10 protein-coding genes and 1 tRNA gene are annotated in these 12,863 nt (G+C 58.5%); 4 read left to right on the plus strand and 7 right to left on the minus strand.

Annotated elements, in window-relative coordinates:
- From hcp to galE, 3 genes are all read left to right on the plus strand, one after another.
- Positions 1-1,316: hydroxylamine reductase (gene hcp, locus AACR77_RS22485; protein ID WP_042877821.1), on the plus strand; the 1,316-nt coding region annotated here is incomplete at its 5' end.
- Between the two features lie 100 nt (positions 1,317-1,416).
- A complete protein-coding gene (locus tag AACR77_RS22490; protein WP_042877823.1) occupies positions 1,417-2,436 on the plus strand; it encodes a hybrid-cluster NAD(P)-dependent oxidoreductase in 1,020 nt (339 codons plus the stop codon).
- An 85-nt stretch (positions 2,437-2,521) separates the two neighbouring features.
- Positions 2,522-3,547, plus strand: coding sequence for a UDP-glucose 4-epimerase GalE (gene galE / locus AACR77_RS22495; RefSeq protein WP_042877825.1), 1,026 nt, complete (start codon positions 2,522-2,524; stop codon positions 3,545-3,547).
- Positions 3,548-3,721: 174 nt separating this feature from the next.
- Here galE and AACR77_RS22500 read toward each other — a convergent pair whose 3' ends face one another.
- Entirely contained in the window at positions 3,722-4,471 is a 750-nt protein-coding gene (locus AACR77_RS22500) for a DsbA family protein (protein ID WP_039041345.1), read from the minus strand.
- Positions 4,472-4,669: 198 nt separating this feature from the next.
- Here AACR77_RS22500 and AACR77_RS22505 point away from each other — a divergent pair.
- A tRNA-Ser gene (locus AACR77_RS22505) sits at positions 4,670-4,757 on the plus strand.
- 94 nt (positions 4,758-4,851) lie between these two features.
- On the opposite strand, the gene AACR77_RS22510 is transcribed toward AACR77_RS22505, so the two are convergent.
- The 6 genes from AACR77_RS22510 to AACR77_RS22535 all read right to left on the minus strand — a co-directional run bounded on the left by AACR77_RS22510 (position 4,852) and on the right by AACR77_RS22535 (position 12,415).
- Entirely contained in the window at positions 4,852-5,547 is a 696-nt protein-coding gene (locus AACR77_RS22510; protein ID WP_080560416.1) for a family 16 glycosylhydrolase, read from the minus strand.
- Positions 5,548-5,787: 240 nt separating this feature from the next.
- Positions 5,788-6,099 (minus strand): PTS lactose/cellobiose transporter subunit IIA, encoded by a 312-nt coding sequence (locus AACR77_RS22515; RefSeq protein WP_010673336.1) that lies wholly within the window; start codon positions 6,097-6,099, stop codon positions 5,788-5,790.
- 10 nt (positions 6,100-6,109) lie between these two features.
- Positions 6,110-7,489, minus strand: a complete 1,380-nt coding sequence (locus tag AACR77_RS22520; protein ID WP_010673337.1) for a glycoside hydrolase family 1 protein — start codon at positions 7,487-7,489, stop codon at positions 6,110-6,112.
- Positions 7,490-7,546: 57 nt separating this feature from the next.
- On the minus strand, positions 7,547-8,899 hold the full coding sequence (locus AACR77_RS22525; protein WP_010673338.1) for a PTS cellobiose transporter subunit IIC: 1,353 nt from the start codon (positions 8,897-8,899) through the stop codon (positions 7,547-7,549).
- Positions 8,900-8,926: 27 nt separating this feature from the next.
- A complete protein-coding gene (locus AACR77_RS22530; RefSeq protein WP_010673339.1) occupies positions 8,927-9,232 on the minus strand; it encodes a PTS sugar transporter subunit IIB in 306 nt (101 codons plus the stop codon).
- Between the two features lie 831 nt (positions 9,233-10,063).
- The gene (locus tag AACR77_RS22535) at positions 10,064-12,415 is read right to left on the minus strand and encodes a glycoside hydrolase family 9 protein (RefSeq protein ID WP_331371142.1); all 2,352 of its coding nucleotides are present in this window, start codon (positions 12,413-12,415) and stop codon (positions 10,064-10,066) included.
- Positions 12,416-12,863 lie beyond the last annotated feature (448 nt).

The following is a 12,863-nucleotide window of genomic DNA, read 5'->3' on the forward strand; positions in this document are numbered from 1 at the left end:
TACCCGCCGCGGCCAGCTTCGAGCCGGGTGCTGATCTGCTGGCCCAGCTTGCCCAGGCGCCGCAGACCGCGGTCAACCGGGGCAAAAACGAGGTCAACGAAGACATCATGGGGCTGCGCCTGCTCTGCCTCTATGGCCTCAAGGGTGCCGCCGCCTACATGGAACACGCCCGGGTGCTGGATCAGCAGGATGCCGGGGTCGCCGCCGAATTCCATCGCATCATGAGCTGGCTCGGCACGGATCCCTGCGATCTGGATCCCCTCTTCAAGTGCGCCATGGAGATCGGCCTGCTGAACTTCAAGATCATGGAGATGCTGGATCTCGGTGAAACCACCGCCTTCGGCCACCCCGAGCCGACCCAGGTTCGCGTCACTCCGGTACCGGGCAAGTGCATCCTGGTCTCCGGTCACGACATGGTGGATCTCAAGCTCATCCTGGAGCAGACCAGGGGCACTGGCATCAACGTCTACACCCATGGCGAGATGCTGCCGGCCCTGGCCTACCCCTTCTTCAAGCAGTACCCGCACCTGGTGGGCAACTACGGCTCCGCTTGGCAGAACCAGCAGAAGGAGTTTGCCAATTTCCCGGGCGCCGTGGTGATGACCTCCAACTGCATCATCGACCCGAACGTGGGCAACTACAGCGATCGCATCTTCACCCGCTCCATCGTCGGCTGGCCCGGTGTGACCCACCTGGAAGGGGACGATTTCTCTGCCGTTATCGCCAAGGCGCAAGCGCTGGAAGGCTTCAAGCACGTTGAGCTCGAGCACTTCATCACCATCGGTTTTGCCCGCAACGCCCTGATGCAGGCCGCTCCCGCAGTGATCGACAAGGTCAAGGCTGGCGAAATCAGCCACTTCTTCCTGGTGGGGGGATGTGACGGCGACCGTGCCGAGCGCGCCTACTACACCGAGTTTGCCAAGGCGATCCCGCAGGACAGCCTGCTGCTGACCCTGGGCTGCGGCAAGTACAAGTTCAACAAGCTCGATTTCGGCGACATCGGCGGCATTCCCCGTCTGCTGGATGTGGGTCAGTGCAACGATGCCTACTCCGCCATCCAGCTGGCCCTGGCGCTCGCCGACGCGTTCGAGTGCGGCGTCAACGATCTGCCCCTGACCCTGGTGCTCTCCTGGTTCGAGCAAAAAGCCATCGTCATTTTGCTCACTCTGCTGGCGCTCGGCGTGAAGGACATCCGCACCGGCCCGACCGCCCCGGCCTTCCTCACCCCGGCCCTGCTCAAGGTGCTGGAGGAGCAGTTCGGCCTGAAAGGAACCACCACGGCAGACGCGGATCTCGCCGAGATCCTGGCGGCCTGAGCAAAGATACAGCCTTACACGCTCAGCATGTTGTAAGCCTTTGGCGAGCCTGATGGCTCGCCTTTTTTCAACGCAATTTCCGAGCAAGAGGAGCCTTGCGATGACCTCCACCTCTTTGAGCCTGCGCTGTATAGCCCGCCGGGCAGAGACCCACGACGTGGCGAGCTGGCAATTCGAGCCCCTGGCTGGCGACCTGCCCCCCGTGCTGGCCGGCCAGTGCGTCACCCTGCACACGATGATTGACGGCCAGCCTCACTGCCGCGCCTACACCCTCTCCTCCAGCCCGCAGGATCCTTTCTGGCAGGTCACCATCAAGGATGTGGGGCTGGTCTCTCACCATCTGCACCAGAGCCTGCAAGTGGGGGACGAGATCCGGGTAGACGGCCCCTTCGGCGATTTTCACCTGACCGCGCTCCCCTGCGAGCGGCCGCTGCTGCTCAGCGCCGGCTCCGGCATCACCCCCATGTGGGCCATGCTGCGAGACGAGCTCGCCAAGCGGCCGGACGCCGATATCCGCTTTATTCACAGCGCCAGAACCCCCGGGGATGTGATCTTCGCGAGGGAACTGGCTTCACTGGCCGAGGATCATGCCGGTGTGCGCCATGCTTTAGTGCTGGAGAAAGTAGGGAAAGAGGCGCCAACGGCTCATCCCTGGGTTGGCCGGCTCACACCGGGGATGCTCAAGGAATTGGCGCCGGATCTCTTGAGCCGCCATGTCTATCTGTGCGGGCCCGCCCCCTATATGGCGGTGGTGAGCGAGATGCTGGCCGGGCTCGGGCTGCCCGTCGGGCAGTTGCATCAGGAGTCGTTCGGCCTGCCTGCTGCTACATCGGGCGCGGCGCCAGTTGCGGCCGATAGCGACCACTTCTGGCTGACCCTCAAAAAGAGCGGCAAGAAAGTGAAGATACTGCCTGGCCAGACCCTGCTGGCAGCACTGGAGGGGGCGGGGGAGACCATGATGGCCGCTTGCCGCGCCGGGGTGTGTGGCGCCTGTCGCTGCACCACGGAAGGCGAAATCGCGCGCCAGAGCGTGATGACCCTGAGCGCGCAGGACCTCGAGAACGGGGTGGCGCTGGCCTGTTCCTGCACCGCCAGAGGGGATGTGAGCCTGGAGTATTGACGGGGGTCATTGGTATCCCGAGCTTTTCCCGGGCGGGTCGTGCGGGTAGACTCAACCCCAGTTTCAGCAAAGTACGGGATAAAAAATGACAATTCTGGTGACGGGGGGAGCCGGTTACATCGGTTCCCACACCCTGGTCGAGCTGCTTGGTACCGGGCAGCAGGTCGTAGTACTGGACAACCTCTCCAACGCCTCCCCCGAATCGCTCAAACGGGTCGAGCGGATCACCGGCAAGCCGGTCACCTTCGTGGAAGGGGACATTCTGGACAGAGCCTGCCTGCAGCGGCTGTTTGCCGAGCACAGGATAGCATCCGTGATCCACTTCGCCGGCCTCAAGGCGGTGGGGGAATCCGGCCAGATCCCGCTTACCTACTATCAGAACAACGTGACCGGCACCCTGGTGCTGTGCGAAGAGATGGCCAGGGCCGGCGTGTTCCGGCTGGTGTTCAGCTCCTCGGCCACCGTCTATGGGGATCCGGCCTCGGTACCCCTGCGGGAAGATTTCCCCACCAGCGCCACCAATCCCTATGGCCGCTCCAAGCTGATGGTCGAAGAGATCCTGCGTGACCTCTCCAAATCCGATCCTCGCTGGGCCATCGTGCTGCTGCGCTACTTCAACCCGGTGGGGGCTCACGAGAGCGGCCTCATCGGTGAAGATCCCAACGGCATCCCCAACAACCTGCTGCCTTACATCAGTCAGGTCGGCGTGGGCAAGCTCAAGGAGCTGGGGGTCTTTGGCAACGACTACCCGACGCCGGACGGCACCGGGGTGCGCGACTATATCCACGTGGTGGATCTCGCCATCGGTCACCTCAAAGCGTTGGCCCGCATCAAGAGTGATACCGGCGTCTTCACCTATAACCTCGGCACCGGTCAGGGCTATTCCGTGCTGGAGATGGTCAAGGCGTTCGAGGCAGCCAGTGGCCGTGCCATTCCCTACCAGATCAAGCCCCGTCGCCCCGGCGACATCGCCGAGTGCTGGGCCGAGCCGCACAAGGCCCGTGACGAGCTGGGCTGGCAGGCTGAGCGGGGTCTGGAGCAGATGATGGTGGATACCTGGCGCTGGCAAAGCCAGAACCCGAACGGTTATGGCCCTGCTGCGAAGCCGTGATCAAGGGTCATGGGCTGCTCAGGAACCTCATTTATTCATATAAACTCGGGTCCATGCGCTGCTCTTCGCCTTGCTAACAGCTTCTCGCGACGGCCCATCAGGCCTGATGGTTTGCAGCCTGAATAGCAAAACGCCCCGGCATGCCGGGGCGTTTTTTCATGAACAACGCGCGGGTTACTGAATGCTCTTGCCGGCGCGGACATCCTTGATGATGGCCTTGAGGCTGGCCAGATCCCGCGGTGCGCCGCGCAGGATCTGATCGCCGATGATGAAGGCCGGGGTGCCGGAAATGGCCATGGCTTCTGCCAGCGCCCGGTTGGTACCCAGATTCTGATCGATGCTGCCGTCCTTGATCTTCGCCTCTACCTTGCTCCAGTCCACGCCGGCGGCCCTGGCGACGTCTTTCACCTGGGCTTCGTCGGAGAGGGGCCCCTGATGGGCGTACAGCTTGTCGTGGAAGGCCTGGTATTTGTCGGGCTGGCCGAGCTTCACCGCCAGCGCCGCGCGGGCGGCGTAGTAGGAGGTTTCGCTCAGGATGGGGAACTGCTTGTAGATGTAGCGGATCTCCTTGTCCTCAGAGAGCAGTTGCTGAATGAGGGGATGAGCGCGCTTGCAGTAGCCGCAGTTGTAGTCGAAGAACTCCACCACCGTCAGGCTGCCCTTGGGATTGCCGCTCTCGGGATCCTGGTTGGCGAAGAGCTGCTTGGCATGGGCTTCTATCAGCGTCTTGTCGTTCTCGGCCTGCTGGCTCTCCTGCTTGGCACGCAGGGCGTTGGACATCTCGACCAGGATCTCCGGATTCTTGACCAGATAGTCGCGCACGATCTGCTCGACATCGCTCTTGGTCAGCTCGCTCGCCTGCACGGGCGCCGCAAGCAGGGTCGCGCCGGTCAGGGCGGCGAACAGGGCATGTTTGATTCTCATAAGTCCATCTTGCTGGGGATGTGGTAGTGGCCCCTATAGTGGGTGAGTCTGTTTTCAAGTCAAGCCATCCGCTTGAAAAAGCACGGTTTGCAGCGGTTTTGCCGGTTTTGTGCGCCAGATAGCCCAATAAATGGGCAAACAAACGGAGTAGGGATTTACAAGGGCTGGGGGCATGGGTAATATGCGTCGCACTGCTGCGGAGGGGTGGCAGAGCGGCTGAATGCACCGGTCTTGAAAACCGGCGATGGGCGACCATCCGTGGGTTCAAATCCCACCTCCTCCGCCATCTATATAGCCCAACTGATTTATTCAGTTGGGCTTTTTTGTGTCTTCGGTTTTGGGTATGCCGCCGTGTGCCCGGATTTAGTTGGCCATCGCGATCACTCCCAGGGCGTCACATTGGCGTACTTGTATTTGGCGTAGACGGGCTGGCCGTTGTAGGAACTGGGCGGGAAGCTCGGGTTGGCGCTGATCCAGTTATTCACAAACGTCTGCATCCAGCTGGTGACGGGGCGGCTCTCGCGGCGCACGCTCACCCATTTGTTCTGGGTGCGGCTGAAGACCTGCCAGGTGACTCCCGCCTCGTCGATGTTGAAGGCGTAGCGCTCCATGTTCCAGATGGAGATACCATACTTGCCCAGGTCGATGTCCTGGGGATACTGACGCCCCTGGATCCAGACGTTGGTATGGAGCAGGTTGGTGCCCCCCATCAGCTCGATGTCGACTTCATAGTGAGAGCTGGTGCCTGCATCTCCGGTATAGGTAAAGAAGGAGCTGATGGTGCCGGGCACCGATCCTGCCTGCATCTGCACCTCATAACGACCCTTGCGGGTGTAGTTGTAGGTTCGCAGCTCAGCGCAGCTCTTGTTTCCTTTGTCGGATTTCGCATGGAGGATGGCCGTGCCGGACTCCATCCAGACGTTGGCGGCGCGCCAGGTGCAGTCAAATTCTGACCCGCCATTGCGCCAACCATCAGAGACCTGCCAATCCTGATTGCTCCACCACCATGCCGATGCCTGAGTGGAATATAATCCTCCCGCCATCAGCAATACTGACATCAGTCCAAGTTTACGCATATTGTCCACATTCCTGTGTGTTTATTAATGAGTGTTTTATTGATGACTACAAGCAGCATCAGAATAGCCATAAACAGATGTTGAAACTTATACTGGTATCGCGTCATGACAGTTTCATATTTTTGAAATTGCCTGAAAAAGGTATGAAAGACATGACGGCTGGCTGGTATAACCAGAATAAAAAAAGCCACCGTATATAACGGTGGCAAAAGCACGGACTCCCGATCCGATGAGTTAAAATCAGCTGGCTTGGCGGCGATAGATCTCGACCAGTTCGGTGGCCAGTTCGCGGCACAGAATGGAGGTCATCAGGTGATCCTGGGCATGTACCATGACCAGTGTCATCTTGGTCTTGCCTTCGCCCTCATCGGCTTCAATCAGTTTGGTTTGTACGGCATGGGCAGCCTTCCCCGCGTCGGTGGCCTGGAGCAGCAAGGCATCCGCTTCGCTGAACTGGCCAGCACGAGCCTGACGCAGGGCTTCGAAACAGAGACTGCGAGATTGGCCGGCATTGACGATGATGCCCATGACTGCTTCTTCAAGATCCATCATTTATGACTCCTTAAAATCCATTATTACGAGAGACGTTGGCGAACCATTCACCACTTTTCTTGACGGTGCGCTGCTGGCTTTCCAAATCAAGGCTGATGAATCCATAACGGTTCTTGTAGGCATTCATCCAGGACCAGTTGTCAATAAAGGTCCACAGGTGATAACCACGGCAATTACTTCCTTCGGCAATGGCGGTATGAATCCACTGGAGGTGGCCGCGAATGAAGTCGATACGATAATCGTCTTTTACCTGACCATCTTCACCAATGAATCTGTGCTCCCCTTCGACACCCATACCATTTTCGGAGATATAGCTTGGGATATTTCCATAGTTATCGCGCAGGTTGATCAATATGTCATAAATACCGCGCTCATATATTTCCCAGCCGCGATAAGGGTTCATTTTGCGGCCTGGCATCTCGTAATTCTCAAAGAACCAGTCAGGCAGGAAAGGGGAGTCCGGGTTGATGGCCGTCATGCGTGCCTTCACTCGCCGCGGCTGGTAGTAGTTGATGCCGAGCAGATCGATCTTGCCGGCGGCCAGCAGTTCGCAGTCGCCGCTTTGCACCACGGGCATCTGATCGTGCTCGCGCAGGATATCGATCAGCTCCTGGGGATAAACCCCCTTCACCGCAGGATCGAGGAAGGCACGGTTGAAGAACAGGTCGGCAATGAACGAGGCCTTCAAGTCTGCCGGGTTTGAAGAGCGCGGATAGGAAGGGGTCAGGTTCAGGACGATGCCGATCTGACCGGGCAGGGAGAGTGTGCGATAACGCTTCACCGCCAGACTGTGGGCCAGCATCATGTGATAGGCCACCTGTGCTGCCCGTTTGAAGTCCATCTGGTTCGGGTAATGGAAGTCATACAGATACCCTCCTTCCACTACCACAACGGGTTCATTGAAGGTCATCCAGCAGGCGACGCGATCACCGAACAGTTTGAAGCAGAGCGCTGCGTACTCGGCATAAGCCGCCACGGTTTCGCGGCTCTCCCAGCCCCCCTGCTCCTGCCAGTACATCGGCATGTCGAAGTGGAACAGGCCGATGAAGGGTTTGATCCCCTTGGCCAGCAGCTCATCGATAACCTTGTTGTAGAAGTCGACGGCCTCCTGATTGACGGTGTGGCCATCCGGCAGCAACCGGGCCCAGGAGATGGATGTGCGGAAGCTGTTGTGGCCAATCTGTTCCATCAATGCGATGTCTTCACGATAACGATCGTAGAAGGTGGAGGTGTTGGCCGGGCCAACCTGGCCGTGGAAACGGTGTGGCTCCGTCTCGAACCAGTGATCCCAGATGGTCGGTGCCTTGCCGCCCACATTGGCAGCTCCTTCCGATTGTGCGGCCGACGAGGCGCTACCCCACCAGAAGCCTTCGGGGAATGTATATTGCATTGCAGTTTCCTCTTGATGACCGGCGTGCAGGCGGCGTGGCGCCCGCACGCCTGGCGCTTACGCCTGACTCTGAATCGGTGTGATTGTGTCTGCTTTTTCTGATCTGGCGGCTTCTTCCGCTTCAGCCGTCTCGGCTTCCTGCTTGAGCAGGGTGCGTTCGTAAGCCCGCACGAAGGGGTAATACATCAGGGCGGAGATCCCCATGCAGATGAAGCACATGATGACCGGACTGAAGGCCCAGTTGGTCGCCCAGGAGGCGCCGATGGGGGCCGGCGTGGTCCATGCGGTCAGCATCACGACCTTCTCAACCAGACCCAGATCCACCGCGAACCAGGCCAGGATGGCGTTGATCACCGGCACCAGGATGAAGGGCAGGAAGAAGACCGGGTTCATAATGATGGGAGCACCAAACAGGATCGGCTCGTTGATGTTGAAGAACCCGGGGACCACGCCCATTCGCCCTATGGTGCGCAGGTGCACGGCGCGGCTGCGCATCAGCAGGAATGCCAGTGGCAAGGTGGAGCCCACGCCGCCGATAAAGAGGAAATGATCCCAGAAACCGGGCAGGAAGGTGTGGGGAATGGCTTGGCCGGCGGCCAATGCGGCCTGGTTGCTGGCCAGGTTTGCCATCCAGAAGGGGTTCATGATGCCGGTGACGATCATGGTGCCGTGGATGCCGGCAAACCAGAGGATCTGGCACAACAGCACAGCCAGCAAGACGGCAGGCAGGCTGTCGGAAGCCGCCACCAGCGGTTTGAGCATGGACATGATCGCCTCGGGCAGGATCATGCCTGTGGTTTCCTGCAGCAGCATGTTGAAGGGGTGCAGGGTCAGGATAATCGCCAGGACCGGGATCAGCACCTCGAAGGAGCGCGCCACCCCCATCGGCACCTGCTCGGGCAGACGGATGGTGATGTTGTTGCGCTTGAGCCAGGCGTAGACCTCGGTCGAATAGATGGCACAAATGAGAGCGGTAAAGATGCCCTGACCGGAGAAATACTGGGTGGAGATGGTGCCGTCTTTATATTGCGCCGCCACCAGCATGAACGACATCAGGGAGAGTAGACCTGTGGTGATGGGGTCCAGGGAGTATTGCTTGGCCAGGCTGGATGCGACGCCCACCGAAATGAAGACCGTCATCAGCCCCATGCTCATGTTGAAGGGCAACATGAGTTCGGCACGATAGGTGTTGGAAAAATCGAGCCAGGCTCTGGCAAAGCCCCAGGTGGTTTCGCTGGAGATGGGTGGGAAGATGAAGACCAGCATGAAGCTGCCGACGATCATGAACGGCAGCGCGGCAATAAAACCGTCACGGATGGCCAGAACATAGCGTTGCTGGCCCAGTTTTCCTGCCAATGGGCCGATCCGTTGTTCGATCAACTTGACCAGCATCCCATAGAGTGAACTCATAGTGTGTGTCCTTCCTTGTGAGCACGCTTAACCAATCAGGGAGAGGGCGTAGTCCAGCACCTTGTCGCCGCGCTGCATGCCGTAATCCATCATGTCGATAGGTTGTACCTTGATGCCGTGAGCCGCCGCCTTGGCTTGCAACTCCGGTTGCATGTACTTGATCTGCGGTCCCAGCAAGACCACCTGGTAATGGGGCATCTGGTCATCGAACTCCGATGCGCCAAAAGCCTTGATCTCGGCAGCCAGGCCCCGTTTTTCGGCTTCTACCAGCATTTTTTTCACCAGCAGGCTGGTGGACATCCCGGCAGAGCAGCACAACATGATTTTTTTCATGATCATTCCTCAGTTATTAAGCTGGGCTCACTATAGATCGATGCAATAAAGTGGGAAATCGATTTCATGAGTAGGGTTTTGTAATTGTGATCGCGATCACTTGATGGATATCTGGCATAAGGCCGATAAAATAAAACATCGTTATTTATCAGTTAATTGTAGTTGTTTTTGTGATGTGGTTTGCGCCATGTTTATTCGACTTGGCATTTTGAAATATCGATTTCAAATCTGTCGTGGTTTTCATGCTGCCCCTGCCCCCTGCATGATGCAGGGGGCGCTTTCTGCATGGTGCCGATCCGGCGCCCATGCCAGCAATCCTGGATAACCGAGCCCATCGCCGTGCTCCTTCACCCCCTGGTGGCAGGGGGTCATGGTGGCGGTTAAGGGGCTCTGTACAGTGTCTTGCTCAGATGGCGGGCTCAGCCTGGGGTTGCCTTGTGGTTCTCGCTGAGGGTCACGAGACCCGATTCAGGAGCCGGGTATCCTGCTTTCCCGCCTTCTTCGCGCGCGGGGCACTGTAGAAGAGGCGGGGAGCGGGTGATGCCCAGATGGCGTCAGCAGATCTGATGGCAAATGAGGGATCAAGTGGATGCGCAAATAAGGTGGCCAAGAGACGGACATGTAAAAGGCTGGGTTGCGAAGGTGCGGTCAGATGCAATGAAATGATCGATAAGACAGGGTTCTGCTGCCGTCAGCCTCTGAATGATGACGGAAAAGGGAAACGGAAAACGTAGAGTGGAGGGCGGCGACAGGTGCGGGAGCTGTCCTGGGCAAGGTCGGCAGGAGAGTAAAACAATGCTCCGTCACGGGGACGGAGCATTGGAAGGGTGATCAGCGGGTCAATCCACCTTCATCCAGCACGCTGACAGCCCAGAAGAAGGGAGCATTCGAGTTGATGGTAACTTCGTTCAGTGTCCAGGCTCCTATCTCGTCTTTCCAGCAGGTCTGGCCGGTGCACTTCCCTTTCATAGTGGATGCAACGGGATCGCTGAAGTTGATGGAGTTGGGGCCCCCAGACATTACTCCTGGCGGAACCAGGGGGGACGCGGGATCAGCTGGGTGTGCCCAGAACCTGTGGTGCGGATTCTTCAGCGGACGACTGCCGTAGCCCGACACATAGGACTGGTCGAGCGGGTTGCGGCCCAGCACGTAGTCCATGGCGTCAGACATGGCCTGCAGGTATTTGCGCTCCCCCGTGAAGTCATGCGCCAGCCCGAGGAAGATGCTGCGATTCATCAGGTTGGAGTTGGAGCCCCAGGGGTATTCGGTGGCCTGATAGGGGATAAGGTAACCCTCTGTCGCCACGCTCTTCTGGTAGCCGTCGGCGGCGGCGATGATGGCGGCACGCGCCTTCTCCACGTCCTGCTTGCCCAGCTTGTTGGGCACCATGGCCAGGGTGATGGTTCCTGCGCTGCTGAGATCCTGCCAGTAGAGATCACCGCTTGCGCTGCGATCACCCTTGGGGGCGGCCAGATAGAGAGGGGACTGCTGGAAGGCCTGCTTGTACTCGGCCTTGCCGGTGGTGGCGAACAGCTCGGCGGCAGCCCAGTAGAATTCGTCCTTCAGGTTGGTGTCATCGTAGGGACCGGATCCCACAAAGTTGTCATAGGCATAGACGTCCGGATGATGGTTGGCCGCCTTCCAGGCTCGCTCGGCTGCCTGCAGGCTGCGCTGTGCGAAGGCCGGATCCAGATCTTTCCATACGCGGGCAGACTGGGCGGCGGTGGCAGCCAGATTCAGGGTCGCAGCCGTGCTGGGGTGGCTCAGGAAACGGGGCTGTGGATCCTTGTGGGGCGGGAGCGGCATCCCGGTCCAGGCTTCATCGGCGACCTTGTGGAAGACCATGCCTGAGGCATCGATCTCGGTCAGTTTCAGGCTGTCGAGCTGCTTGGACTGATCTCCTACCGGTACCCAGGCCTTCTTGCCTTCGGGTACCTGCATGGCGAGGAAGAACTCCATCATCCAGCGGGATTCGTCCAGCAGATCGTTGTGGCCGTTGTGCTGTTCCGGGATTTTAGCCTTGCCGTCGGCAAAGGCGCTCTTGTCACCCTCTTTCGCCAGTTGCTCTCGTTCATAAAGGTTCATCAAGGTCCATACCGAGATGCCGCCATTGACCACGTACTTGCCCTGATCGCCAGCGTCGTACCAGCCGCCGGTCACATCCAGCGTGAAGTCACAACCTGGCCACTGGTTGCCCTTGGCATCCTGTTTGTTGAAGCAGGTTACGTTCTCGGGCTTGTGTCCTGCCGGGCGAGCGAGATCGGGGCGCTGGACATATTTGGCCTCGATGTCGATGCCGCTACGCTGCTGATAGAAGAAGGAGAGGGCATCGAATTTCATGGTGTGATAGATGTCATCACCGATGCTGAACGGATGGCTCTTCTGGCCTGCGACCTCCAGCACCAGGCCGGTGGCCGGGGCGGTGACCTGACTGAAGTCGGCGATCTGCACATTTTCCCCGGAGGCGGCATTCAGGCCAAAGGGCGTGGTCTTGCCTTCGGCGATGGCCTCACCCTGGGCATTGCGCAGGGTCCAGGGGAGCGCGTCCTTGCTGTCGGTGGCGATGGTCGCCCGTTTCAGAGCCTTGCTCAGATAGCCGACCTGGTTGACGCGCACGCTGCCCAGCTCCGATTTCTTGATCAAGGAGGGGCCCGATAGCGTGGCTTCACCGATACAGACAGTGGTCGGTGTCTGGGTGCCCATCTGAAGTTGGAACTGGGTCTTCTCGTCAGTGGCAGAAGGTGTGAACTGGATATCGAACGGTTTGGGCGTGCTGCCGAGGGCGAGGTCCTGCACCATGTAGTTGGTGTAGGGGGCGCCATCATGCTGGATCAGGGCCTTGACGTTGATGTCGCTCTTGGCCATGGCAGTGAAATGGAGTTTGTAGGTTTGCCCCTGCACCAGGCCGAGATTGGACTGACCCAGGATGACATCCCAGGGATTGGAGCCCGACTCGGTGAAGGTGATACAGCCCATCTGGTTCTCGGCGTTCAGGGTCCCCCCGGCCGTCCACCATCCATCGGTTCCCTGGAAGCCCCCATTGGTCAGCAATTCACCCACAGGTCCGGCAGATGCCGAGGAGGTCGCTGAACCAGATGCTCCTGCGCTGGGCAGGGAGCAGCCATGCAAGCCAATGACGCAAGACATGGCAAGCGTCAGGGCACTAAGCCGAGATGTTTTCATTGTTACCCCTTTGATCACAGACGGAAATAATGGCGTCGATTTTCGCACTCACGCAGAAAATGACCGAGTCATCCTGCGGCCCGCATTTCACTGTCAAGATTCACACACAACCCCTGAGTGGAAATCGATTTCACGATTCAGGTAACAGTAAATTTTTTGGCAGATCAAGTTTGCTTTTATGAAATGTGATGGAGACGGCAAATTTTCGTTTATTGATATATTCATGCACTTGAATTGAATTCCATTGAATCCTTTCAACATTCCTCTGACTCCCCAGCCGTTTGGCCATATCGGTGTCGTTCCAGGCAGCTCATGCGGCAAATCAACGTGATTGACTGCATTTAAATTATTGTTTTGATTTTATTTTGTTGATCTTCCTGCAATGAGTCTACCCGTTCTCTCTGTTCCTTCCTGGGTATTCTGCTGATGAGACACGCCCCCGAGTTTG

Source organism: Aeromonas sp. ZOR0002 (assembly GCF_963866995.1).
GTDB classification, from domain to species: domain Bacteria; phylum Pseudomonadota; class Gammaproteobacteria; order Enterobacterales; family Aeromonadaceae; genus Aeromonas; species Aeromonas caviae.